The organism is Aeromonas sp. 601027, assembly GCF_049174455.1.
GTDB classification, from domain to species: Bacteria; Pseudomonadota; Gammaproteobacteria; order Enterobacterales; family Aeromonadaceae; genus Aeromonas; species Aeromonas veronii_A.
Map to the genome: position 1 here is coordinate 1 of NZ_JAAKTN010000005.1, position 25,306 is coordinate 25,306.

Sequence of the window (25,306 nt, forward strand, 5' to 3'; positions counted from 1 at the left end):
CAGACTGTAAATCTGACGGCTCTGCCTTCGAAGGTTCGAATCCTTCTCCCTCCACCATCATTCAGAAAACCCGGCCTAGTGCCGGGTTTTCGCATTTTTGGCCCATCGCAATTCATTCTCCCTCTGCACTGCCAACCTTTATCACGGCTTGCCCGCGGCCGATCGAGCAATACAAAACGGGAGGCCTGCGCCTCCCGTTTAGATTCATATCAGCCCTGTTACGGGATGAAGCGTTACAGAGTAAAGCGATAGAAGATATCGACCGCCTGAGCCACCCCGCTCATCGCCTGCAGATAGAGCCGTGGCAATACCTCGTAGCGCAGCTTGAACTCGGCGATGGGGCTGAAGACCCCGACCCCGTACTGGAACTGCAGGCCCGGCAGCAGATATGCAGACAGAGTCACCTGGGTGTTGTCACCACTGCCCGCCGTATCGAGGGAGACATCGCTCATCCCCAGCGACTCGCCGATGCTCGACACCACGCCGTTGGCCTGACTCACCGCGCCGGCTACCAGCAGGCCGTTGAAACCGCCATCCTCACCGCCGGTCTGCAACCCTTTGCCGCGCAGCAGATAGGAGAGCTGTTCCGACTGCGCCATCTGCGGTTCGGAGTAGACAGTGATCTCCGGCTTGCTGGCAGGGCCAGTCACCCGCACCCCGACCGTCACCTGACCCTCGATGGTATCGGGATCCCGGTTGGCCTCGATGTTGAGGAACGGCCGATCCAGCGGACCGGAGAAGAGGATCCGCCCCTCCTTGATGATGAGGTTCTGACCATAGGCCTTGAAGCGGCCGTTGGTCAGCACCAGCTGGCCGTTGCCTGCCAGCGGTTTCTCGGGATCCTGACGGATATTGAGGCCACCGGAGACATCGGTCTTCAACCCCATGGCATCGAGCTTCACATCGTTGCCAAGGCGGATCGCCACCTTCATCGCCAGCGGCAGACTTGCCTGCTTGGGAGCAGGGGGCAGATCGTCATAGACCACGGTCACATCATCGGAGACCGCCACCGCCGAATCCGGCAGACTCTTGACCAGAATGCGCGCCCAGGGAATATCCACCTGACCGGTAATGCGGGTCTCCTCACCCAGCGACACCGCGATATCGGGCGAGACTCTGACCCGGCCCATGCCTGGATATTGCGCCTCCAGATCCTTGCCCTGAATGGTGAGGCTGCCGCTGACCGGCATCTTGGCCCAGCTGAGCCAGCCTCCCAGTGCCAGCGGCCCCTTGCCCACCAGCATGGAGCCATCGAGCTCGGCGCGATTTCCCTCGATCTTGAGGCGGGTCACCAGCTTGGTCAGGGTCACCATATCGGAGTGAGTCTGCACTTCACCGTCACGCAGGTTGAGCTGGCCAAACAGCAGGGGCGCCGCAAGCGTGCCGTCGAAACGGGCATCGGCGGAGATGATCCCTTGCAGGGAGCGCACCTCAGGGATGAGCGGCGCGAAGGTATTGAGCTTGAGATCGTCAAACTTGAGCTGACCACCGAGCAGACCGCGACCGGCAGGCTCCCTGATCAGCAGATCGGTATCGATATTGCCGATCTGTTTGGAGGCAAAATCGAGGCGAATGGCCGCCTGCTGCCGCTCGAAATCCAGGGCCAGAGCCAGCTGCTGATAGTCGGTCTTGAGGCCATCTGCCACAAAAGTGCCCGGCGTGGTGCGTACCACCGCATGCAGGGTCGGCTGATTGCCACGCCAGCTGGCACGCCCATCGGCCGAGAGCATCGCCTGCCAGCGGAAGTTGTCCGGCAACCAGGGGCGCAGCCGCTTGAGATCAAACTCGCTCAGGGCAAACTCCAGAGTCCCCTGGGCAGCGGAAACCTGACTCCCCTTGACGCAGAGGCTGGCCCCCTGGGAGCCGAGGCAGAGATCCCCCATCGCCAGACGCTGACGCGGCAGATCGAGATCCAGTGCCCACGGGGAGCTCAAGTCCCAACGGCGCAGCGGGGTTTTCAGCCGCAACTCGGAGAGCGCCCCGCGCCAGTGATCCCCGCGCACGCCGCCACCCAGTTTGAGGTTGGCCGCAACAGGGTCACCCTTCATGGTCAGGGTCAACAGATGTTGACTGATATCGCCGCTGAGGTTCAGGGCAAGCTGGCTGAGCTTGGTTTCGCCCTGTTTCAACTGCGCCACCAACAACGCGAGATCACCGGCCGGTTTGGCGCCGATCGCCGCATTGCCCTTGAGGCTAATACCCTTCATGTCGGTGCCGGCATAGTAGAGCCGCTCGGAGGCGAGATCCGCATCGATTTTTGGCGTCTGCTGATTGCCACTGACCTTCACCTGTCCCTTGATATCCCCTTTCAGGCCGGGATAGATGCCCCCCAGCTGGGGAGCCAGCAGGTTGGCATCGAGCTTCCACTGGGCGCTGCTGATACTGCCCTTGGCCTGCAACTGGTTGGGGCCACTTTGCAGCGAGAGCGTCGGGATCAGCCACTCCATCTTGTCGTTACCGCTAAGCTCCCCCTTGAGGGCCAGCGGATACTGGTTGAGTTTGCCATCCACCTTGAGCTTGGGCAGTTTCAGCTCCCAGTGGCCCGCTTCGTTCATCACGAAACGGCTCTCCAGCTCACCGGCCAGCGTCCCTTTCAGCTCGGGCAGCAGCTCGGCCGGATTGATCCCCTTGAACAGGGTGGTTCCCTGCCACTCGATCCCCTTGTTCCAGGCGAGCTTGCCATCGAGCTTGAGCTCCCCCTTGAGGGCATTGAGCTGCAAGGCGATCTTGCTGAGCCGCTCCAGATCCCCCTTCCCGTCCAGCGCAAGCTTGAAGGGGGGCACATCGGTCCCCTTGCCGGAGGTATTGAGGGCAAACTGGTAGCCGGAGAGCTTGCCCTTGGCAGTCAGGCTCCCTTTGTCCAGCCGATAGCTCGGCTCATCTTTGGCAGGCTTATGAAATGGCCAGCCGAGGCTCTTCCAGTCGAGGGCCAGATCAAAAGGGAGATCCGGGTCGAGGGCGGCCAGCGAGCCCCTGAGATTGGCGGCGACCGGCCCCTTGGCCGACAACGCCAACCCCAGCTTGCCGACCGAACCGCTCAGCGCCAGCGTGGCCTGCTCCCCTTGCAGCTCGCCATCCAGCAGTCCCTTGCGGGCCTTGGCATCCAGCGTCACCGCCAGCGGGTAGTCATCACTTAGCTGAATGTGGCCATTGAGCGCCAGATCGGCCATGGCGTGGCGCAGCGAGAGCTCGCGCACCTCGATGCGATCGTCGGCAGCAGTGGCCGACAGCAGCAACCTGTCGAGCCCTTCGATCAACTCGCCCTGCTTATATTGCACCCGGGTCGCGCTGACCCCTTCCAGCTTGATGGGGAAAGGAAGATGAATGGCGGGCAGGAGAATGGGGGCAGCCTTTGTCGTATTTGCAGCTGGCGCCCCTTTGCCCTGTTTGGCTGTCTCGGCGCTGGCCTTGTCGTTGCGCGCCACCGCAGCACCGGCTTGCTTCTCGTTAGCGGCTGGCTGCTTGGCAGATTTGGCTGCGCTGGCGGGTGCCGCGTCATCCAGCGTCACCGTCAGGTTATCAAGCACCGGGCCGCGTACAATCAGCCCCTTGCGGTTGAGGGTGGCGCCGATATCGAGGGACCCCAGGGTCACGGCAACACCGGGCACCGCCAGATCGAGATCGGCCACCTTGAGGCTGTCGACCTGAATTTTGAGTGGCAGCGGGCGCCAGACAAAGGGTTCGGAAGGCTCTTCCGGTGCAGGCTCCGAGTCGGCCACCTTCACCACCGGATGAGTCACTTCAAGCGATTTGATCCAGAGTTTGCCCTGCAGCAACTTGCCGAGATCCCAGTCGAGCACGGCGCGATCCACCGTGACATCCACCAGCTCATCCTGCCAGCCGGCCCCTTCCAGGGTCCAGCCATAGCCAAGCTGACCGGCAACCAGCTCCCCCTTGAGGGAAGGCAGCGCCCCTTTGGCCTGTTGCCACAACCACTTGTTGCCCTGATGGGTAAAGCCCAGCAGGCTGACGCCGATGAGCAGCAGGAACACCAGCCCCATCAGCCAGAGAAAGATGCGTTTTAGCCAGATCACAATGCAGACCCCCGCGAAAGATACAGCCGCAGCGGCCAAAGAAAAAAGCGTTTAGACAACATCATAATTCAGGCCCCAGTGCGAAATGCAGCCGCAAGGGCTTGTCCTCCTCCGATACCCCGACCGCCAGATCCAGCCTGACCTGGCCGATGGGGGTGACCCAGCGCACACCGACGCCGGTACCTATTTTCCAGGGCTCGCTGTAATCGGTGGTGGAGGTGCCGCCATCCACAAACATGGCCCCCAGCCACTTCTCGCTGAAGCGGTAGTTGTATTCCAGACTGGCCACGCTGGTGTAGCGGCCACCGGTCAGCTTGCCATCCGGCCCGGTGGGGGAGATGCTCTCGTAACCAAAGCCGCGCACCGTCTGATCGCCACCGGTAAAGAAGCGCAAAGACGGCGGCACCAACGAGAAGCTGTCACCTATGATGGCCCCCTGCTCTGCCCGCATCAGGAATCTGTGGTTATCGCCGAGGGTTCGCAGCCACTTGCTGCGTCCCCACACCCGCATAAAGCTGATGTCGGAGCCCCATCTGGGGTCGGAGAACTCCAGCGTCAGTTGCTGGCGATCCCCCCAATCGGGCACCAGGGTGCCGCGCACCCGCAGTCGGGACCAGGAGACCCCGGGGATCAGCAGCAAGCTGTTCCCCTCGTCGGCGCCCTGGGTATAGATCTCGTTCTCCAGCCGGATAAAGACGTCCCGATCCCAGCTCTCCGGCCGCCGCGTCCAGCGGTGCACACCGATGGTAGTGAGATCGGATCGGGTATCGTTGTTGTCCTTGTACTGGTAACCGGTCTGGATGGAGTAGTAGTCCCGCAGCGGGTTGCCCACCGGGATCTGGTAGTCGAAGCTGAGCTCGGCCTCCGGCGCCGACACCTTGGCGGTGGCAAACAGGCGGTGGCCGTAGCGGTTGACCCAGGGCTTCTCCCAGGTGGCACTCATCCGCGGCCCTACGTCGGTGGCATAACCGATACCGGTCTCGATTTCGTGATCGACCCGGTTATCCAGCGTCACCGCGATGGGCACCCGATAGTTGCTCGCCTCGCTCAATACCGGCTTGATATCGACCTGACGGAACAGCTTGGTGGAGGAGACATCCTGCGACATCTCGGCCAGACGGATAGCGAGATAGGGGTCGCCGCTCTTGATGTTGATAAGCGGGCGAATAAGGTGAAGCGCTTCGGGGGTGGCATCGTAGCGGATCTCGCCAAAACGGTAGCGATGGCCCGATTCGAACAGAATAAAGATCTCTGCCGTCCCCTTGTCCGGGAACACCTTGACCTGACTCTTGCTCAGCTTGGCATCAAAGTAACCGCGAGCCAGTCCGAGGCTGCCCAGATCCGCCTTGATGGATTCATACTTGGCGTGGTTGAGGGGCTCGCCCTCTTTGAGGGGCAACTTGTCCAGCAGGGCGCTGTAAAGCTCGTCGCTGCCCGCATCCCCCTCCAGCAGAATATCGAGGCGGGAGACGATGACCGGCTCCCCCTTGTCCACCTCAATCACCACTTTGGACGGGGTTTTCTTATCGCGACTCAGGGTGATTTTCGGCTGGTAGTAGCCATAAACCTGCAGCGCCTTTTGCACGCTCTCGGTGATTTTGGCGCGGGCCGGGCGGTATTGCCGCTCCTGATAGACTGGCAGGGCATTGAGGTAGGCTTCGACGTTATCCTTGTTCTCCCCTTTCAACCCCTTGACCTGATAGGTGAGCTTGGCGGCAAACGCGGGCGAAGCCAGCAGCGACAGCAACAGGCCCACCCCCAGTACCCGCAGGCCGCGGCGAAAGGCAGAGCCAGACAGTGAACGCCCTGCCAGCAGGGATGAAATGCATCCTGTCAAAGGTCAATATTCCTGAATCTGTGGTGAAGGAAACCAGCGCCCTTTCGGGCCAACCCCGAATGCGGCGCAGCACGCCATGCCGTGCATGGCCGTGACACCAAAATGCGCGCCAGAAAAATGGCGAACCTTATCCTAACATAGGCATCGGCCAGCGACAGCGCAGCACCATTGGCAAATTCGCCATATCTTTTAAGAGGTTGACCACAAATCACACATTTTGGTGACAATGACGCCGCCCGCTTTCCCGATGGAAGCGAATTGACCTGCCCTGAATAAGGCTCACCCCACCATCAGGCACCATTTGTCACCTCTCCTCCTCTCTTTACCACCAGAAACCCACCACGACAGAGTTTGTCGGCATCACCCCACCCTCACCGTTTAACAGGCCCGGCACACGCCAAAGCCCGCCGTAGCGGGTGATTAAGAATTGCTCGTTCAGCGCAATCGAATTATCCCGCTGCCTTTGCAGACGTCCCTCCCTCACACTTGAACCATCAACTGAAGGAGACACATCATGCATGCACGTAGCGAACAGATGGCTGACTATATTGCCGATCGTCTCGAGTTCATCACCTTCCTCGCCTGTTGCAGCGCCCTGCTGGCCCTGCTGACCGGCATGAGTGGCCAGCAGGCGCTGGCCTTTACTGCCCTGAACCTGCCTTTTGGCCTCGGCATTTTGCTGGCGATGGCGATGCTGGCCCCCCTGCCCGTCCACTGGCGGCTGCCGGGGGTCACCTTGCTGCTGGCAGGTTGCGCTCTGATGACCCTGCAACTGGGGGGCGAATGGCTCAATCCGCTGGCTATCTGGAGCCTCTACGCCCTGCTCGGGCTGGAGATCATCTGGCAAGCTCGTCCCCGCGCCGTGCTGGCCACCCGCGCTCGCCAATAACAGGGCCGACGAGCGCCGATAAATGGCAGGCAGTGATGGCTGACGCCGGTGGCAAATTGGGGTACTCTTGCGCCCCCATTTGTCACCACACTTGGCATTAACAACCTTCGCCATCACTCCCAGGAGCGCCCCGATGAAAAAAGCCTGTGCCCAGCACATTCTGGTCAAGACCGAAAAACAGTGTCTGGAGATCAAGGAGAAGATCGAGAAGGGAGCCGACTTCGGCCAGATGGCCAAGCGCTTCTCTACCTGTCCCTCAGGCAAGCGTTTTGGCGATTTGGGAGAATTTTCCAAGGGAGATATGGTGAAAGCATTTGACGATGCCGTATTCAAGGGTGAACTGCTCAAGGTGCTGGGGCCGGTGCGCACCAAGTTCGGCTTCCATCTGATCAAAGTGCTCTATCGCAACTAAGTCATCGCAACTTAACATTATCTCGGTGAAGCTCCCGTCAGGCGGGCTTCACCGACCTCTGTATACCCCTCGCAAAACTGACCAAAACCACGCCAAACTCTCATCAATTTACTAACGTTATCAGGCAATTAAGTTTATCCTTCTCGGCATTGTCCACATTCGACGATGGATCCCGTGCTATGCCCCGCTCTTGCTTGTGGCCCCTGATGGCTTGGTTACTCCCGCTCGCTGGCGCCCTCGGCAGCCGCTTTCATCTCTGGCCTTGGTGGATCGGTTTTGCGATCTGTCTCATCGGAGCCCTTGTCTCCCTGATCTTGCTGGTACGCCTGCCCTGGAGCCGTAACCGCTATGCCAGCGGCCTTGGCGCCTTGCCACTGCTGCTGCCGCTGACCTTTGTGGCGCAGGCGCTGCGCATGCCGCTGATCAACGATGTGAGCACAGATCCCTACAATCCCCCCCAGCTACGCTGGGCGGCAGAGCTCAGAACGGCGCAGGATCTGCCAATTAATAGCGCACCGCTGAAAGCATTTGAAAGAAATCCCGGTCCTCTCTTTACCCATACCGCCCCCGAAGAGGTGGTTATTGAGGCTGAGGAGCTGATGCAGGAGCTGGGCTGGCAGGTACTACCCAGCCCCGACGGCCTGGATGCAGTGGTCACCACCGGCTGGTTCGGCTTTCAGGATGATGTGGCGCTGCGGGTCTTTGCCGGCCCCAAAGAGACTCGCATCGATATGCGATCAGCCTCCCGTCAGGGGCAAAGCGATCTGGGCACCAACCGGGCGCGGATCGAGGATTTCCTGACCCGCCTGAATGAACGGTTGGGCCAAGCCTACAAACCCAATTTGAAACCGTAAGTGTGAAACAACAAGAAGGTAACTGATGCGCGTTGAGGTCAAACCCGACCGGGAATATGCCTGGTTTATCCGCCCCTTTTTCTGGCTGCAAAAGCGCAACTATGGTCAAGTGCTTATTCCGGGCAAGTGCTGGGGCCGCTCGCCGCGCCTCTTTGCCGCCGTCGCCACCCTCTATGGCGTCATCAACCGCAAGCGATCCCCCATAGATCCCGTGCTGCGCTCACTGGTGACGGTGCGGGTCTCCCAGCTCAACTGGTGTCGTTTTTGCGTCGACATCAATGCCATGACCCTGGTAAAGAGAGCTGGCTCCAGCGAGAAGGTGGAGGCGCTGGCCAACTGGCGCGAAAGCCCCTTGTTTGACGAGCGGGAAAAAGCGGTGCTCGACTACACAGAAGCGATGACTGGCCTCGATGGGGTGAGCGACGAGCAGGCGGCCCGCCTCAAACCCTGGTTCGATGACGATGCCATGGTGGAGCTGACCGGCCTTATCGCCTTCCAGAACATGTCGGCCAAGTTCAACGCCGCCCTCGATATCGCGCCTCAGGGCTTCTGTCAGCTGCCGGTGCAACCGGAACGCCCTGCCCAGCCAGACAGCAAGGACGCCTGATGAACCGGACCCGCCTGCTGCTTGCACTGGTGATGGGTAGCCTTATCGGCGCCTTTTTTGCCCTCGATCTCGGTCGTTACCTCACTCTGGACGCCTTGCAGGCACAGCAGGCGACAGTGGCGCAATGGGTCGACAGCCACTTTGTCTCGGCCAGCCTGCTGTTCGTGCTTATCTATGTGCTGAGCACCGCTCTCTCCCTGCCCGGTGCCAGCCTGCTCACCCTGGGTGGCAGCGCGGTGTTCGGCGTCGGCTGGGGGCTGCTGCTGGTCTCCTTTGCCAGCACCCTAGGCGCGACCCTGGCCTTTCTCAGCGCCCGCTTTCTGCTGCGCGACTGGGTCACCGCCCGCTTTGGCGACAAGCTGGCCACCTTTCAGTCCGGCATGGCGAAGGAGGGGGCCTTCTATCTGCTGAGCCTGCGCCTCATCCCCATCTTCCCCTTCTTTCTGGTCAATCTGCTGATGGGGCTCACCCCCATCAGAGTCAGCACCTACTACTGGGTCAGCCAGCTTGGCATGCTGCCCGGCACCTTCGTCTATGTACTGGCGGGCAGCGAGCTTGGCCAGTTAACCAGCACCGGCAATATCCTCTCCCCCGGCCTGATGGTCGCGCTGACCCTGCTGGGGCTGATGCCCTGGCTGGTCAAGAAATTGACCACACACCTTGCGCAGCGGCGCCTGCTCGCCCCCTACCGCAAACCCGCTCGCTATGACTACAACCTGCTGGTGATCGGTGCCGGTGCAGGTGGGCTGGTTACCAGCTATATCGCGACAGCGGTGAAGGCCAAGGTGGCGCTCATCGAGAAGCACAAGATGGGGGGCGATTGCCTCAACAGCGGCTGTGTCCCCTCCAAGGCGCTGATCCGAAGCGCCCGCTTTGCCGCAGAGCAGCGTAAAGCCGATGAGCTGGGCTTTAGCCCAAGCCACTCCCGCGCCGATTTTGCCGCCGTGATGGAGCGGGTGGCTGAGGTTATCAAGGAGGTCGAGCCCCACGACTCCATCGAACGCTATCAGGGGCTTGGAGTGGAGTGCATCGAAGGAGCGGCACGACTGGTCTCCCCCTGGGAGGTAGAAGTCAATGGCCAGCGCCTCGCCAGCCGCCATATCGTTATCGCCACCGGCGCCCGGCCGCTGGTGCCCAAGCTGCCGGGGCTGGAACAGGTGCCTTACCTCACCTCGGATAGCCTCTGGCAGCTGCGCACTCCACCGCGTCGCCTGCTGGTGCTGGGCGGTGGCCCTATCGGCTGCGAGCTGGCCCAGAGCTTCGCCCTGCTCGGCATTCCCGTGACCTTGGTGGAACTCTCGGAGCAACTGCTACCCCGCGAAGAGAGAGAGGTAGCCGACGCCCTGGCAGGGCAGATGAGCCGCGATGGCGTGCAGCTACTCACCGGCTGGCGCGCCGAACGAGCCGACTATCTGCCCGCAGCCAAGGGGAATCTCCCCATCCGGCTGCAACTGCGCCGGGGCGATGAGACACAAGTGGTGGAAGGGGATCAACTGCTGCTGGCACTGGGTCGGGTCGCCAATGTGAGCGGCTTCGGGCTCGAAGCGTTGGGAGTCGAGCTTGCCCCCCGCGGCACCATCGCGGTCGATGGCTTCCTTGCCACCAACTTCCCCAGCATACTGGCTGTAGGAGACGTAGCGGGCCCTTACCAGTTCACCCACTTCGCCGCCCATCAGGCCTGGTATGCGGCGGTCAATACCCTGTTTGGCCAGTTCAAGCGCTTTCGGGCCGACTATCGGGTCATTCCGGCGGCCACCTACACCACGCCGGAGATTGCCCGGGTCGGCCTCAATCGCAAGGAAGCCGAAGCGCAGGGGATTCCCTTCGAGGCGACCCGCTTTGAGCTGGCTGAGCTGGATCGTGCCATTGCCGATAGCGAGCGCCACGGTTTTGTCGAGGTGCTGACCGTGCCGGGCAAGGATACTATCCTTGGCGCCACCATAGTGGGCACTCACGCCGGTGAGCGGATCGCCGAGTTCGTGCTCGCCATGCGTCACCGCCTCGGCCTTGGCAAGATCCTCGGCACCATTCACGCCTATCCCACCCTGATGGAGGGGAACAAATACGTGGCAGGTGAATGGAAACGGGCCCACCAGCCCACCCGGGTGCTGGCGTTGCTGGCCCGTTATCACCGCTGGCGCCGTGGCGCCTGACAACTAGAGAAACGTTTATGCTCAAGCCATTCTCACTGCTCGGCTCACACCTCAACTCTCGGCTCAAACAGCGGCTAAATGCGCTGCTGTGCACCCTGCCACTGCTGGCCAGCGGCCCGCTGTTAGCCACCCCTGATGACAACTGGCAACAGACCCTTGAGGAGGCGAAGGGGCAGACCGTCTACTTCAACGCCTGGGGCGGCAGCCCGGAGATCAACGCCTATCTGGTGTGGGCCGGGCAGGAGCTGGCGCGCGACTATCAGGTCAAACTGGTGCAGGTGAAGGTGGATGACATCGCCCAGAGCGTCAGCCAGTTGCTGGCCAACAAGCAGGCGGGCAAGCAAGCTGGCGGCCCCATCGATCTGCTCTGGGTCAACGGCGAGAATTTCAAGGCGCTCAAGGAGCAGGGGCTGCTCGGCGCTCCCTTTACCTCCGAGCTGCCCAACATGGCACTGGTCGACAGCAGCCTGCCGGTGAGTGAGGACTTCACCCTGCCGGTGGAAGGGCTGGAAGCCCCCTGGGGCATCGGCCAGCTCAATCTGATGGTCGACACAGAAGAGGTCGCCAGAGCGCCCACCTCGGCAGCTGCCCTGCTGGCGTGGGCCAAGGCCCATCCCGGCCGCTTCACCTATCCCAAGCCGCCCCAGTTCCATGGCTCCAGTTTTCTCAAGCAGATCCTGCTGGAATTGACGCCAGACCCCGCCCCCCTCTATCGGGAGGCGACCGAGAGCGATTTTGCCCAACTCACCGCCCCGCTCTGGGCCTGGCTCGATGAGCTGCATCCGGCACTCTGGCGCAAGGGCAAACTGTTCCCCACCAGCGCCGCCGAAACCCGCCAGCTACTCGATGATGGCGAACTGGCCATGGCTATCAGCTTCAACCCGCAGGAGGCGCAGAGTGCCGCCCAGATTGGCGCCCTGCCCCCCAGCGTGGAGGCAGTTGCCATGGAGAAAGGGGCGCTCACCAACAGCCATTTTCTCGCCATCCCCTTCAACGCCAGTGCCCGTGCGGGTGCCAAGGTGGTGGCCAACTTCCTGCTGAGCCCGGCGGCGCAGGCGCGCAAGGCCAATCCGGCCTTCTGGGGTGATCCCAGCGTGCTGCGGGCCGATGCCCTGCCTGATTCAGCCAAGGGGCAACCGGCACTTCGCTTCAAAGCGGTGGCCGAGCCTCACCCCAGCTGGCAGCTCAAACTGGAAGCGGCCTGGGCCGAGCGTTACGGCCACTGATGAGTGCCGCTGGTCACCCGCTTTCCCGCTCCCGACCGTGGCGCCAGTTGACACGCCACCCCACTATGAGTACGGGGATGGCGGTCATTTATCTGGCACTCTTCGTCATCCCATTGCTGGCGGGGCTGTGGCAACTGCTGGCGGAGGGGATGGCCGCCTCTCATCTCGCCTTGCTGCTGGCCCAGCCAGGCCTGTGGCACTCCGCTGCGCTGAGCCTGTGGATTGGCGCCGCCTCCACCCTCGGCAGCCTGCTGTTGACCTCCTTGCTGCTGGCCCACAGCGACAGCCGGGCTTTCGGGCTGCTCCGCCGCCTGCTCTCGCCCATGCTGGCCATGCCCCACGTCGCCTTTGCCATCGGTTTTGCCTTTTTGCTCGCCCCCTCCGGTTGGCTGCTGCGGCTCATCTCGCCAGCTCTGACGGGGTTTGATCTCCCCCCCGATTGGCAGACCATCCGCGACCCTTGGGGGCTCGGGCTGATTGCACTGCTCGTTTTCAAGGAGACCCCCTTTTTGCTGCTGATGGCGATGGCCGCACAACAGCCCATCTTGCTGGCACGCCAGCAGTGGCTGGGGGCAAGCCTCGGTTTTAGCGCCCCCCAGATCTGGTGGCGCCTGCTGCTACCGGCGCTCTGGCCCGCCCTGCGCCTGCCCATCTATGCGGTGGCGGCCTACGGTGTGGCGGTGGTGGATCTCGCCCAACTGCTCGGGCCCGATGCCCCCGCCCCGCTGGCGGTGCGGTTGTGGCTCTGGTATCAGGACCCGGATCTGCTCTGGCGCGGCGCCACCGCCAGCGGCGCCCTGCTGCTGCTCGCCATCACGGCGCTGCTGATCGCCATGCTCAGATTACTGGAGTGGCTTCATCAAGAGGTGAGCAAAGGCTGCTGGCTCGATGGCAAACGGGCTGCGTCCCACTCCTTTGCCAACCGGCTCGCAGCAGGCTTTGCCTTCACCCTGATCACCCTCAATCTGGCGGTGCTAGCGGCGCTGCTGCTCTGGTCACTGGCGCGCCGCTGGCCCTTTCCCGCCCTCTGGCCGAGCCAGTGGAGCACCCGTTATTGGCTCGACCTGTTGCCGACCCTGTCGCCGCTGCTGACCACCAGCATCCTGCTAGCGCTGGCGAGCGGGGCGATAGGGCTGGCGATGGCGGTGCTGAGTCTGGAGGCACAGGCGGGCCGTCGCCCCTGGCCGCTCTGGCTCATCTGCCTGCCGCTGCTGCTGCCGCAGGCCAGCCTGCTGTTCGGCATTCGGCTCGGGGTGGACTGGTTCAGCCTCGGGTGGGGGGGCGATGGCATAGGCTGGGGCTGGGTGCTCTGGAGCCAGCTGCTGTTTGTCTTTCCTTATGTCTATTTGTGTCTGCACGGCCCCTATCGCCAGTTCGATCCGCGGATCACTCAGAGCGCCCTGCTGCTGGGGGCTACGCCGTGGCGAGCCTGGTGGCAAGTCAAAGCGCCACTGCTAGCGCGCCCGCTGCTGTTTGCCTTCAGCGTCGGAGCGGCGGTGAGTTTGGCCCAATACCTGCCGACCCTGCTCTTTGGGGCTGGCAGAGTGGTCACCATCACCACCGAAGCAGTGGCCATCGGCAGCGGCCTCAACCGGCGGCTGGCGGGGCTCTACGGCCTGCTGCAACTGCTGCTGCCGCTCGTTATCTATCTGCTGGCACTCTGGCTGCCGGCGCGGATCAATCCGGCGCTCAAGGGGGGCGGCTCACGATGAACTCTGATGATGGAAACAGCCATATGCTGAGCACCACGCCTCTTCGGCTTTACCTTGATGAAAATCTGCTGCTTTCGCTGCCCGCCCTGCAAGTGGCCCCCGGCGAGGTATTGACCCTGATGGGCCCAAGCGGCTGCGGTAAAAGCTCCCTGCTAGCGGGGCTGGCTGGAGTACTACCGAGCGCGCAGACAGATAGCGGCCCGATCCGGCTGGAGGGGGAGGTAAGGCTCGGCGAGCGGCCACTCAACACCTTGCCTGCGCAAGCACGGCGCATCGGCATGCTGTTTCAGGATGACCTGCTGTTCGACCATCTGACGGTGGCGGAGAACCTGATGTTCGGTATGCCTGCGACCATCAAGGGAAAATACGCTCGGCGGGAAAAGGCATTGACAGCGTTAACGCAGGTCGCGCTGGTGGATCAGGCTGACAAGCTGCCGCAGTTGCTGTCAGGGGGTCAGCGGGCGCGGGTCAGTCTGCTGCGGGCACTGTTGGCGGAACCCGACGCCCTGCTGCTGGACGAGCCCTTCTCCCGCCTCGACAAGCCGCTGCGGGCGGCCTTTCGCGAACTGGTGTTCGCGCAGATCAAAGCGCTGGCCATCCCCGCCATCCTGGTGACCCACGATGCGGAAGACGCGCCGGGCACCATACTCCACCTCACCGAATCCTGTTTTTGACCGAGGAGTTCACCTTGTTTGACCGCCATCTGATCCCCGTGATCCGCAGCCCCCTCGCCCAGCTTGCCAAACCGCTCTGCCGCGCCGGGGTCAGTGCCAATCAGGTGAGCCTCACCGGCTTTGCCATCGGCATGCTGGCGCTGCCGCTGCTGGCCTTTGGCTGCTATCAGTGGGCACTCGCGGCCATCCTGCTCAACCGACTGCTGGACGGGCTCGATGGCGCCGTGGCGCGGGAAACCGGCATCACCGACTGCGGCGGCTTTCTCGACATCACGCTGGATTTTATCTTCTACGCCGCCGTGGTACTGGGCTTTGCCCTCGCCGCCCCCGCCAATGCACTACCCGCCGCCACCCTGCTGTTTGCCTTTATGGGCACAGGGTCGAGCTTTCTGGCGTTTGCCATCATGGCGGGCAAGCGGGGGATCGACAATCCGGTCTACCACCACAAATCCCTCTACTATCTGGGCGGCCTCACCGAGGGGAGCGAGACCATCGCCCTCTTTGTGCTGATGTGCCTGTGGCCCGCCGCCTTCGCCCCGCTCGCCTACGGCTTTGCCCTGCTCTGCGCCATCACCACCCTGACCCGGCTCTGGAGCGGTTATCACACTCTGCGCCCCCCCCAGCCCTAAACTGCACAGCCCTCACCGGAGGGCTAATCCATCGCACGATGAATTGGCGGCAAACAAGGCGCACGGAACACTTGCACGGGGATGACAATGTTTTACCATTGCGACACTTTTATCAGTCTCTTTGAGAACCCTATGCGTCGCCTTGCCTCTCTTCTCACTCTGTCATTATTCCCCCTGCTCGGTGGCTGCAGCAGCGCCCCAGCGCCAAAACCCGTGGTCGTCCCCCAACCCAAGAGCGCCTTTATCAATCAGGCGCCATCGAGCAAACCCGTTTATACACAAGGGGTTAGCAAGGGGGACTTCGCCAATCGCCCCAACGTGGACCGGTTCGTCCAGAAGATGGTCGAAAAGCACGGTTTTGACAACGCCCAGCTGCATCAGGTGCTGGCACAGGCAGAGCGTTACGACTGGATCATCCGCCTGATGGATGCCCAGGCGCCGACCACCGCCAAGCCCACCGGCCCGACTGGCGCCTGGAACCGCTATCGCGCCAAGTTCATCACCCCCGACAACGTACAGAACGGCGTCAACTTCTGGCGTGAATACGCAAGCGAGCTGAACCGGGCGGAGCAAATCTACGGGGTGCCGCCGGAGATCATCGTCGGCATTATCGGGGTGGAGACCCGCTGGGGCCGGGTGATGGGCAAGACCCGCATTCTGGATGCGCTGGCCACCCTGGCGTTTGATTATCCGCGCCGCGCCGAATTCTTCACCAGCGAGCTGGAAGCCTTCCTGGTGATGACCCGCGATGAGGGGATGGACCCCACCGAACCCAAGGGCTCCTATGCGGGCGCCATGGGCTACGGCCAGTTTATGCCCTCCAGCTTCCAGCGCTATGCGGTGGACTTTGACGGCAACGGCCACACCAACCTGTGGGATCCGGTGGATGCCATCGGCAGCGTCGCCAACTACTTCAAGGCCCACGGCTGGGAGAAAGGCCAACCGGTTGCGGTGCGCGGTCAGGGCCAACTGCCCGGCTATGAGCATGGCTTCCAGACCCGCTACCCGGTCGCTACCCTGCGCCGCGCAGGGCTGACCCCCACCAGCAGCCTTGGCAACCACAGCGAGTCGAGCCTGCTGCGCCTCGATGTCGGCACCGGCTACCAATACTGGTACGGCCTGCCCAACTTCTACACCATCACCCGCTACAACCACAGCACCCACTACGCGATGGCGGTGTGGCAGCTGGGTCTGGCGGTGAAAGAGGCCAAAGGCGGTTACTGAATCATTTGCTTATAAACGCGAGGCAGGCCTGTCCAGGCCCGCCTCGTCTGCACTCCACACGGCGCCTACTGGCACCGTGTCGGTTTAAAGCATCCCGGCCGCGGCCAGTCTGTCCAGCTCAGCGATCAGCTGGGTCGGCTCTGCGCGTTGGGTGTAGTCCACATTGACGAAGTGGTAGCGCACCACCCGATCCTGGCCAAGGATATACGTCGCCGGGACAGGCAAAGTAAAACTGTCATCCCCGTTGCTGGCCGGAATATCGATACCAAAACGCTCATAAATTGGGCGCAGCACCTCGGGCAGCTCGAATACCAACCCCAGCGAAGCCGACACCCGGTTGCCTTCATCGCTGAGCACGGTGATCGCCAGCTCGTTGGCGGTGAGAGTGTCCTGCGCGGTTGTTGGCATCTCGGGAGTCAAACCGAGGAGGGTGACCCCCCGTTTCACAAGCTCGGGCAAAGCGATATTGAGTGCCTGCATCTCGAGATTGCAATAAGGACACCAACCACCTCGATAGATGTTGAGCACCACAGGCCCCTCAGCCAGATAGTGGGAGAGCGGGCGCACCACCCCGTGCTGATCGGGCAACGTAAAGTCAGGAAACTGATCGCCAGTGACAAATGCCCCTTGTCCCAGTCCGCTCGCCCGTAGCGCTTCTGTTACCCCCTCCATCACCGCCAGTACATCACCAGGGACTTTAGTTCGCTTTATCGCATCGTACTCTTTGATTTTTTGCTCAAGTGTGGGCATGATTACCATCCTTTCTGTAGTGGTCACTACAATATCAAACAAGCCACCAACACTGGTCAAGATGTTTTTTAGTGATCACTACAAAAAGACAACGCAAGCAGGAATCGAAATGGCAAGACCGGCATCATTTGACAGAGAACAAGTTCTGGAGATTGCCCTCAACAGCTTCTGGGAAACTGGCTTCAGCAACACTGGCATCGCCACACTCGTTGACAGAATGGGGTTGAAGCCCAGCAGCCTGTACGGCGCCTTCAGCTCAAAAGAGGGATTGTTTATCGAAGTGTTGCAGCGCTATTCAGCACAGAGTCTGGCGCAGATCGAACTGTTGCTGGCCTCGGCAGATTCTCCCCTAGCCGGTGTGCGAGCCCTGCTCGATGCTGTAGCTCGGGATGCCATAGCCAGCGAAACACATCGTGGCTGCCTGCTGGTCAATACCCTGCTGGAAGTGGGGCGCCAAAATCCAACGATTCAGCATGAAGCCAGCGTGCACTTAGCCGAAGTGGAAAAGCGGGTGGCCAATAACTTGCGCCAGGCACAAGCCGTTGGAGAACTGGCCGCCGAGCGCGATATCGACACCCTCGCGGCTTTGTTGATGACTATGGTGTGGGGAATGCGCGTACTGGGTCGCACCCATCCACCTGCCGCCAAGGTACAGGCAGTGTTGGCCCAGATACAGGCCATGCTTTAAGCCACAGACCAGCAGCCCCTCGCACAATTCGTAGCCACCACAGAAAAACAGAGGAGCCGATTTGGCTCCTCTCTTCACCTTGTCTTTAGCCCGAGGACCCGGGCGCTGACGTGATGCGCTGCTTAGACACCTGCCTTAGCCAGTGCCGCGGAGACGATCTGCTGGGCTTCCTGCTGGATGAGGTCGAGGTGCGTGTCGCCCTTGAAGCTCTCCATGTAGATCTTGTAGATGGACTCGGTGCCGGAGGGGCGCGCCGCGAACCAGCCGTTCTCGGTCACCACCTTGAGACCGCCGATGGCGGCATCGTTGCCCGGCGCCTTGGTCAACTTGGCGATGATGGGCTCACCGGCCAGGGTTGAGGCTTCCACCAGTGCCGGATCCAGCTTGGAGAGCACCGCTTTCTGGGCACTGTTGGCCGGTGCGTCGATACGACGATAGCTGGAGCGGCCAAACTTGGCTTCCAGTGCGTCGTAGTGGGCCTGCGGATCCTTGCCGGTCACCGCCAGAATTTCCGCCGCCAGCAGCGCCAGAATGAAACCGTCCTTGTCGGTGGTCCAGACGGTGCCATCTTTGCGCAGGAAGGAGGCGCCCGCGCTCTCCTCGCCGCCAAAGCCGAACTCGCCGCTGTAGAGGCCATCCACGAACCACTTGAAGCCGACCGGCACCTCTTTCAGGGTGCGGCCAATCTCGCCGGCAACCCGGTCGATCATCGAGGAGGAGACCAGCGTCTTGCCGACGGCCGCATCCGCAGACCAGCCGGTACGATGGGTAAACAGATACTGGATCGCCACCGCCAGATAGTGGTTCGGGTTCATCAGGCCTGACTTGGTGACGATGCCGTGACGGTCGTAGTCAGGGTCATTGCCAAGGGCGATGTCGAACTTGTCCTTGAGCGCGATCAGGCTCGCCATGGCGAACGGGCTGGAGCAGTCCATCCGGATCTTGCCGTCTTTATCCAGGGTCATGAAGGAGAAGGTCGGGTCGACCTTGTAGTTCACCACCTCGATATTCAGGCCGTAGGTCTTGGCGATGACGTCCCAGTAGGCGACACCGGAGCCGCCCAGCGGATCGACACCGATCTTGATGCCCGCGTTCTTGATGGCATCCATGTCCAGCACGTTCTTCAGATCATCCACATAGGGGGTGACATAGTCGTACTCGACCACGAACGGGCTCTTGAGCGCTTCGGCGAACGGCATCCGTTTCACGCCAGCCAGACCCGCTTCCAGAATCGCGTTGGCACGGTCCTCCACCCACTTGGTGATCTCCCCTTCGGCGGGGCCACCGTGAGGCGGGTTGTACTTGAAGCCACCATCTTCCGGCGGGTTGTGGGACGGAGTGATCACCACGCCGTCAGCACGGGCAGCCGGTTTGCCTGCATTGTGGCGCAAGATGGCGTGAGAGATGACAGGGGTCGGGGTAAAGCCGAGGCCAGCCTGAATGCGGGTTTCAACGCCGTTGGCGGCCAGCACTTCGACGGCGCTGGCAAAGGCGGATTCGGACAGGGCGTGAGTATCCATGCCGACAAACAGCGGGCCAGTAATGCCGGCCTGCTGGCGATACTCCACCAGGGCCTGGGTCACAGCCAGAATATGGGATTCGGTAAAGGCGCTGTGCAGGGCGCTGCCGCGATGGCCGGAGGTACCGAAGGCAACTCGCTGCTCGGGGCGGCTCATGTCCGGCTTGTTGAGGTAGTAGGCGCTGACCAGACGGGGGATGTTAGTCAGATCGCTTAAACGGGCCGGTTGACCGGCGTGGGAATGCTGAGCCATGGCGTTTTCCTTGCGTAATGGCGGCCTTGCCGGGCAAGGCCTGAGTCTTGAAGAATCGTTAAATGGCGCCACACACCTGCGCGATCACCTCTTCGCCATAGCCCATGCTGGCCATCAGCTGGGCAACCATGTTCTGCTTGCGGCTGGTGTTGGTGTTGGTGATCACCCAGAACGGGGTCTCCGGTACCGGCTTGGGCTTGGTGGTGCTACCACTGGCGCGCAGAGCCTCGGGATCCTGCGAGAAGTAGACGCGCTTGCGCCCCTTGATTTCGGTGGCCTGGGTAAAGCCTTCCGGGTTATCCCGGTAGAGGGTACTCAGCACCAGCATGAAGCGGTTGATGGACTTCTCTTCTTTTTGCAGCTCACCAGAATCGAGCAAGGCTTGCAGCCCTTGTTGGGTGGCTACGGTACTGGGCTGCGCGACAGCAACGGGCTCGGCAACCGGCACACGTTGGTGAGCAGGCTGTTCCAGCAGACGGCGCAGGATATCGGAGGCACTCTCACCAATGTGCCGGGTCTGGCTGGCGATATAGAAGTAGAGATCGTCATCAAGCTCGATGGTTTTCATAGGGATGCGCTGGACTCGTCGAAATTCGGATGCGGCGATTATACATAGGCAAACCCGACAGCCCAAGCAAGGGGCTGGCAGATGTACATGAATCTCATCGAGAATACGGCATAATAGCGGGCCAAGTGTGTGATCAGCCGCACTGATAGCCGATCCGGACGGGATTTTTTAGAAAAAAAACCACATAAAATCCCAATCCATTGGACGAAATCCTTTTCTTTCCAGTGCGTTAAATAAAACAGCGATACGCACCCACGACCGACAAGGTGTCATTTTGCAACAAAACAGCATATTGAACTTCAAGGAGCAGGGTCAGGGGCCGGCGGTCATTCTGATCCACGGCCTGTTTGGCAGCCTCGACAACCTCGGCCTGCTGGCCCGTGCTCTCTGTGAACAGTACCGGGTCATCAGCGTCGATCTGCGCAACCACGGAGCCTCCTTTCATAGCAGCGAGATGAGCTATCCGGCGCAAGCGGCCGACATCCTGACCCTGATGGATCGGCTGGAGATTGCCGAAGCGGCCCTGATTGGCCACTCGATGGGTGGCAAGGTGGCGATGCAGCTCGCCAAGCTGGCGCCAGAGCGGGTGACCAAACTGGTGGTGGCCGACATGGCGCCGGTCGCCTATCCCCACTCCCGCCACCAGAATGTCTTTGCCGGACTCAACGCCACACTGCGCACGCCGCCGCAAAGCCGCAGTGAAGCGGAAGCCATGCTGGCGCAGCATATCGAGATCGCCGGGGTACGCCAGTTCCTGCTCAAATCCTTCGCCAAAGGTGAATATGGCTGGAGTTGGCGCTTCAATGTGCCCGCCCTTGAGCAAAACTACGCCAACATCATGGGCTGGCCAGAGGATGAGCATCGCTTCGAGGGGCCAGTGCTCTTTATCAAGGGGGGGGATTCCGATTACATGCAGCCCCAATACAGCGAGACGGCACTGGCCCAATTCCCGGCGGCAAAGGTGCGTGTCATCGCGGGTACCGGCCACTGGTTGCATGCGGAAAAACCGGCTCTGTTCAACAAATTGGTTGTGGATTTCCTGTCGACAGGCGGTTAACAGTTTCAAATCCTTTGTGATATAGTGCGCCGGTCATAAGGAGTGTGCGCAATCCATGCTAAGTGAACATATCGACCTGATCGAAAGTTTGGGCCTCAAGTTATTCTTTGTGGCCATTTTCATATTGATTGGCCTGGCCATTCAGGACGTGCTCAAGCGCGGCAACGTGCCCCGTTTCGGTCGTTTTATCGTCTGGTTGGTACTGTTTCTGGGTTGTGCGGGTTTTGTCGCCAAGGGGCTGATCGAACTGGGCTGGGAAGGCTCAGGACTCGGCTAACTTATTTTCATCTGTGATGTATGGCCAAACAGCAAACTGATCGAACAACACTGGATCTGTTCGCAAATGAGAAGCGCCCCGGCAGGCCAAAGACCAATCCACTCCCCCGCGAGACCCAGCTCAAGATCAACAAGCGTAACCAGCTTAAGCGCGATCGGGAAAATGGGCTGAAGCGGGTAGAGTTAAAGGTGGAGGCCGAGTTGCTGGAGCGCCTGAACCAACTTGCGTTACAACAGAACATCAGCCGAGCCGAGCTGATCCAATCTATCCTGAAACAACAGATTGAGTCCGCCTTTGCGGTGGACATTGCAGTCTGAGCGTCGAGCATTAACACCAAATACGGGTAACTAAACACTATGGCAAGTGTAGGTCTGTTTTTTGGCAGCGATACCGGTAACACCGAAGCTGTCGCCAAGATGATCCAGAAAGAGCTGGGCAAAAACCTGATTGAAGTCCGTGACATCGCCAAGAGCAGCAAGGCCGACATCGAGAGCTTTGATCTGCTGATGTTCGGCATCCCGACTTGGTACTACGGCGAAGCCCAGGCCGACTGGGACGACTTCTTCCCCGATCTGGGCGAAATCGACTTCACCAACAAGCTGGTCGCCATCTTCGGTTGCGGTGATCAGGAAGACTATTCCGAGTACTTCCTCGACGCCATGGGCACCCTGCGCGACATCGTTGAAGCAAAAGGCGCCATCATCATCGGTCACTGGCCGACTGCCGGCTACGAGTTCGAAGCCTCCAAGGCACTGGTCGATGACAAGCACTTTGTCGGTCTGGGTATCGATGAAGATCGCCAGCCGGAGCTGACCGCCGAGCGCGTCAAGGGCTGGTGCAAGCAGCTGCACGAAGAGATGTGCCTGGGCGAGCTGGAGTAATCCGCCTCCCTTCATTTCTCTGACAACAAGGGCCCCGACGGGGCCCTTGTTGTATCTGCAAGTGGCAATGCCTGCCTTCATTCTCCCCTGTTATTCACCTCTGTGCTCCGGTTTGGCTCGCACATAGAGGGTGCGCTTGACCTGCGCCACCAGTTCGCCGCTCTTGTCCTGCACCGAGACCTCGAATTCTGGGAAGTGTTTGTTGCCACCTTCGGTCGCCGCCACGATTTCGGCCAGCTTGCCCTCGGTCAGGTTAAACTCGGCCACCAGCTTGCCCTTGCCCGGCTTGATGTAGTTGATGCTGCCCGCCTTGTCCCAGACGTAGTAGCGATTCTTGAAGTAGCCCATCAGCATCAGCGGATAGATGGGGTCAGTCATGGCAAACATGCTGCCGCCAAACTGGGTGCGGTTGGCATTCTTGTTCCACCAGCGGGATTTCAGGGTCACCCGACAGTAGCGAAAGTCATCGCTCAGGGTCTCTATCTTGATACCGGCCCCCCAGAAAGGGGGCCAGGCGTTGAGTGCGCGGCGCACCCAGGCCGCATTGTCAAAAAGCCAATCCATGGATCTCATCCGACCAGAAATATGAAAGTTACATCTTATCAACATCTGCCATGCCAGCAAGTCGGACGACACGATTGATTATTTCAATCCAACCGGCCATTTATGGCTAAACCCCTTGAATTGCTGGGTTTATTTTTAGGGAGGCTACGACCTATAATGACAGGCCAAGCGAGTTCAAGGTTGCCATTCCTGCGGCAGTCCATCAGAATAACCCCACCTTCGAGAATGCGAATAAGTAGAATATGGCAGACAACAACCAAGCGTTAAAAAAGGCCGGGCTCAAGATCACCTTGCCCCGGGTCAAAATCCTGGAAATCCTGCAACAGCCGGACTGCCAGCACACCAGCGCCGAAGATCTCTATAAAAGACTGATCGACCTGGGTGAAGAGATTGGTCTCGCTACCGTCTATCGCGTTCTCAACCAGTTTGATGATGCCGGTATCGTTACCCGTCACCACTTCGAAGGTGGCAAGTCGGTATTCGAGCTGGCCACTCAGGAGCACCACGACCACCTGGTTTGCCTCGACTGCGGCAAGGTGATCGAGTTCTCCGACGAAGTGATCGAACAGCGTCAGCGCGAGATCGCCAAGAAATTCAATATCCGTCTCACCAACCACAGCCTCTACCTCTACGGTCATTGTGCTACCGGTGAGTGCAAGCACGACGAATAAGTCGCCCGCGACTTGCAGATAACGGACAATAAAAAAGCCAGCATCAGCTGGCTTTTTTATTGTCCGGCGCAGGCCTTTGGCATCGCACAGGGCAGGGTCTCCCCTGCCCCATCGGCTTAGCCTTCGACTTTGCCCCAAGAGTCGCGCAGGGCAACGGTGCGGTTGAACACCAGATGCTCCGGGCTGGAGAGCTTGTTGTCGGCGCAGAAGTAACCTTCACGCTCGAACTGGTAAGCTTGCTCCGGCTTGGCGTTTTTGAGCGACGCCTCGACACGGGCACCCTCGATGATCACCAGGGATTCCGGATTCAGGGCGGCTTCGAAGTCATCCTCGGCACCCGGGTTCGGCACCTTGAACAGACGATCGTAGAGACGTACTTCCGCTGGCAGGGAGTGAGTGGCGCTGACCCAGTGGATCACCCCTTTCACTTTGCGGCCATCGGCCGGATCCTTGCCCAGAGTCTCGGGATCGTAGGAGCAGTAGATGCAGGTGACTTTGCCATCGGCATCTTTCTCGATGCGCTCGGCCTTGATCACATAGGCATTGCGCAGACGCACTTCCTTGCCCAGCACCAGACGCTTGAACTGCTTGTTCGCCTCTTCTTTGAAGTCCGCTTCGTCGATGAAGATTTCACGGGTAAAGTTCAGCTCGCGGGTACCCATCTCGGCATTGCTCGGGTGGGCCGGGGCTGTCAGCACTTCGTCGGCAGCCAGGTTCTCGATGACCACCTTCACCGGATGCAGCACGGCCATGGCGCGCGGTGCATGCTCGTTGAGGTCTTCGCGGATGCAGGCTTCCAGCATGCTCATCTCGACGATGTTGTCCTGCTTGGTGACGCCGATGCGCTTGCAGAACTCGCGGATGGAGGCCGGGGTGTAACCACGACGACGCAGACCGGAGACGGTCAGCATGCGCGGGTCGTCCCAACCATCGACGTGCTTCTCGGTCACCAACAGGTTCAGCTTGCGCTTGGACATGACGGTGTATTCGAGGTTCAGACGAGAGAACTCGTACTGACGGGGGTGGCAGTCGATGGTGATGTTGTCCAGCACCCAGTCGTACAGACGACGGTTGTCCTGGAACTCCAGGGTGCAGATGGAGTGGGTGATCCCTTCCAGCGCGTCCGAGATGCAGTGGGTAAAGTCATACATCGGGTAGATGCACCACTTGTCACCGGTCTGGTGGTGGTGGGCAAACTTGATGCGGTAGATAACCGGATCACGCATCACCATGAAGGGGGATGCCATGTCGATCTTGGCGCGCAGGCAGGCGGTGCCTTCGGCGAACTCGCCGTTCTTCATTTTGGCAAACAGCGCCAGGTTCTCTTCCACACTGCGATCGCGGAACGGGCTGTTCTTGCCAGCTTCAGTCAGGGTGCCACGGTACTCGCGCATCTGCTCGGGCGTCAGCTCGTCCACATAGGCCAGACCCTTTTCAATCAGCTCGATGGCGTAGCCGTGCAGCTTGTCGAAATAGTCGGAGGAGTAGCAGATCTCGCCATTCCACTGGAAGCCGAGCCACTGTACGTCCTGCTTGATGGACTCTACGTACTCGATATCTTCCTTCACCGGGTTGGTGTCATCGAAACGCAGGTTGCACTGGCCCTGATAGTCGCGGGCGATGCCGAAGTTCAGGCAGATGGATTTGGCGTGGCCGATATGGAGATAACCGTTCGGCTCGGGCGGAAAACGGGTATGCACGCTGCTGTGCTTACCGCTGGCCAGATCTTCATCAATGATCTGACGAATAAAGTTAGTTGGGCTGTTCGCCTGACTCATGGCTCACCTCAAAAAAGCGTCACTGGCGGAAGTTGTGCCGGCTGGCACC

At 60.6% G+C, this 25,306-nt stretch carries 23 protein-coding genes; 16 read left to right on the forward strand and 7 right to left on the reverse strand.

Features of this window, described 5'->3' with window-relative positions; all coding sequences use genetic code 11:
- Window positions 1–233 precede the first annotated feature (233 nt).
- Complete coding sequence (locus G5193_RS08030; protein ID WP_421205768.1) at window positions 234–4,034, reverse strand: translocation/assembly module TamB domain-containing protein; 3,801 nt, start codon at window positions 4,032–4,034, stop codon at window positions 234–236.
- 61 nt (window positions 4,035–4,095) lie between these two features.
- Window positions 4,096–5,871: an autotransporter assembly complex protein TamA gene (locus G5193_RS08035; protein WP_100646312.1), complete on the reverse strand. Its 1,776-nt coding sequence runs from the start codon at window positions 5,869–5,871 to the stop codon at window positions 4,096–4,098.
- Between the two features lie 514 nt (window positions 5,872–6,385).
- Between G5193_RS08035 and G5193_RS08040 the strand changes: the two genes are divergently transcribed.
- From G5193_RS08040 to mltB, 10 genes are all read left to right on the forward strand, one after another.
- Window positions 6,386–6,760, forward strand: a complete 375-nt coding sequence (locus tag G5193_RS08040; RefSeq protein WP_204379570.1) for a hypothetical protein — start codon at window positions 6,386–6,388, stop codon at window positions 6,758–6,760.
- Window positions 6,761–6,893: 133 nt separating this feature from the next.
- Window positions 6,894–7,172, forward strand: coding sequence for a peptidylprolyl isomerase (locus tag G5193_RS08045; RefSeq protein ID WP_040066119.1), 279 nt, complete (start codon window positions 6,894–6,896; stop codon window positions 7,170–7,172).
- A gap of 179 nt (window positions 7,173–7,351) precedes the next feature.
- Entirely contained in the window at window positions 7,352–8,026 is a 675-nt protein-coding gene (locus tag G5193_RS08050) for a DUF1499 domain-containing protein (RefSeq protein ID WP_319919572.1), read from the forward strand.
- Window positions 8,027–8,051: 25 nt separating this feature from the next.
- A complete protein-coding gene (locus G5193_RS08055; protein ID WP_021231092.1) occupies window positions 8,052–8,633 on the forward strand; it encodes a carboxymuconolactone decarboxylase family protein in 582 nt (193 codons plus the stop codon).
- Entirely contained in the window at window positions 8,633–10,786 is a 2,154-nt protein-coding gene (locus G5193_RS08060; protein ID WP_421205771.1) for an FAD-dependent oxidoreductase, read from the forward strand. Before G5193_RS08055 ends, G5193_RS08060 begins: the two co-directional genes overlap by 1 nt.
- Window positions 10,787–10,803: 17 nt before the next feature.
- Window positions 10,804–12,012 carry an ABC transporter substrate-binding protein gene (locus G5193_RS08065; protein WP_421205772.1) on the forward strand — a complete coding sequence of 403 codons (1,209 nt, stop codon included), beginning with the start codon at window positions 10,804–10,806 and terminating at the stop codon, window positions 12,010–12,012.
- 77 nt (window positions 12,013–12,089) lie between these two features.
- Window positions 12,090–13,724, forward strand: a complete 1,635-nt coding sequence (locus G5193_RS08070) for an ABC transporter permease (RefSeq protein ID WP_421205773.1) — start codon at window positions 12,090–12,092, stop codon at window positions 13,722–13,724.
- A 23-nt stretch (window positions 13,725–13,747) separates the two neighbouring features.
- Complete coding sequence (locus G5193_RS08075) at window positions 13,748–14,398, forward strand: ATP-binding cassette domain-containing protein (RefSeq protein WP_421205774.1); 651 nt, start codon at window positions 13,748–13,750, stop codon at window positions 14,396–14,398.
- A gap of 14 nt (window positions 14,399–14,412) precedes the next feature.
- Window positions 14,413–15,027 carry a CDP-alcohol phosphatidyltransferase family protein gene (locus G5193_RS08080; protein ID WP_421205775.1) on the forward strand — a complete coding sequence of 205 codons (615 nt, stop codon included), beginning with the start codon at window positions 14,413–14,415 and terminating at the stop codon, window positions 15,025–15,027.
- Between the two features lie 132 nt (window positions 15,028–15,159).
- Entirely contained in the window at window positions 15,160–16,251 is a 1,092-nt protein-coding gene (gene mltB, locus G5193_RS08085; protein ID WP_100654094.1) for a lytic murein transglycosylase B, read from the forward strand.
- An 84-nt stretch (window positions 16,252–16,335) separates the two neighbouring features.
- Here the strand turns inward: mltB and G5193_RS08090 are convergent, their stop codons facing one another.
- Window positions 16,336–17,001, reverse strand: a complete 666-nt coding sequence (locus G5193_RS08090; RefSeq protein ID WP_042080239.1) for a peroxiredoxin-like family protein — start codon at window positions 16,999–17,001, stop codon at window positions 16,336–16,338.
- Window positions 17,002–17,110: 109 nt separating this feature from the next.
- Between G5193_RS08090 and G5193_RS08095 the strand changes: the two genes are divergently transcribed.
- Entirely contained in the window at window positions 17,111–17,689 is a 579-nt protein-coding gene (locus G5193_RS08095; protein ID WP_021231100.1) for a TetR/AcrR family transcriptional regulator, read from the forward strand.
- Between the two features lie 122 nt (window positions 17,690–17,811).
- On the opposite strand, the gene pgm is transcribed toward G5193_RS08095, so the two are convergent.
- Together pgm and seqA are read right to left on the reverse strand one after the other, a co-directional pair.
- Window positions 17,812–19,461, reverse strand: a complete 1,650-nt coding sequence (gene pgm, locus G5193_RS08100) for a phosphoglucomutase (alpha-D-glucose-1,6-bisphosphate-dependent) (protein WP_421205776.1) — start codon at window positions 19,459–19,461, stop codon at window positions 17,812–17,814.
- A gap of 58 nt (window positions 19,462–19,519) precedes the next feature.
- Complete coding sequence (gene seqA, locus G5193_RS08105; RefSeq protein ID WP_005350541.1) at window positions 19,520–20,029, reverse strand: replication initiation negative regulator SeqA; 510 nt, start codon at window positions 20,027–20,029, stop codon at window positions 19,520–19,522.
- 274 nt (window positions 20,030–20,303) lie between these two features.
- Between seqA and G5193_RS08110 the strand changes: the two genes are divergently transcribed.
- From G5193_RS08110 to fldA, 4 genes are read left to right on the forward strand one after another with little or no spacing between them, the layout of a single operon-like run.
- Entirely contained in the window at window positions 20,304–21,086 is a 783-nt protein-coding gene (locus G5193_RS08110; protein WP_421205777.1) for an alpha/beta fold hydrolase, read from the forward strand.
- A 55-nt stretch (window positions 21,087–21,141) separates the two neighbouring features.
- Window positions 21,142–21,363 carry a DUF2788 domain-containing protein gene (locus tag G5193_RS08115; protein ID WP_005334296.1) on the forward strand — a complete coding sequence of 74 codons (222 nt, stop codon included), beginning with the start codon at window positions 21,142–21,144 and terminating at the stop codon, window positions 21,361–21,363.
- Between the two features lie 20 nt (window positions 21,364–21,383).
- Window positions 21,384–21,680: a LexA regulated protein gene (ybfE, locus tag G5193_RS08120; protein WP_005334297.1), complete on the forward strand. Its 297-nt coding sequence runs from the start codon at window positions 21,384–21,386 to the stop codon at window positions 21,678–21,680.
- A 39-nt stretch (window positions 21,681–21,719) separates the two neighbouring features.
- Window positions 21,720–22,244 carry a flavodoxin FldA gene (fldA, locus tag G5193_RS08125; RefSeq protein WP_005334298.1) on the forward strand — a complete coding sequence of 175 codons (525 nt, stop codon included), beginning with the start codon at window positions 21,720–21,722 and terminating at the stop codon, window positions 22,242–22,244.
- 90 nt (window positions 22,245–22,334) lie between these two features.
- Here fldA and G5193_RS08130 read toward each other — a convergent pair whose 3' ends face one another.
- On the reverse strand, window positions 22,335–22,808 hold the full coding sequence (locus tag G5193_RS08130) for a DUF4442 domain-containing protein (protein WP_058056010.1): 474 nt from the start codon (window positions 22,806–22,808) through the stop codon (window positions 22,335–22,337).
- Window positions 22,809–23,050: 242 nt separating this feature from the next.
- On the opposite strand from G5193_RS08130, the gene fur reads away from it, so the two are divergent.
- The gene (gene fur, locus G5193_RS08135) at window positions 23,051–23,479 is read left to right on the forward strand and encodes a ferric iron uptake transcriptional regulator (protein WP_005334301.1); all 429 of its coding nucleotides are present in this window, start codon (window positions 23,051–23,053) and stop codon (window positions 23,477–23,479) included.
- A gap of 116 nt (window positions 23,480–23,595) precedes the next feature.
- Here fur and glnS read toward each other — a convergent pair whose 3' ends face one another.
- On the reverse strand, window positions 23,596–25,257 hold the full coding sequence (gene glnS, locus G5193_RS08140) for a glutamine--tRNA ligase (RefSeq protein ID WP_005334302.1): 1,662 nt from the start codon (window positions 25,255–25,257) through the stop codon (window positions 23,596–23,598).
- Window positions 25,258–25,306 lie beyond the last annotated feature (49 nt).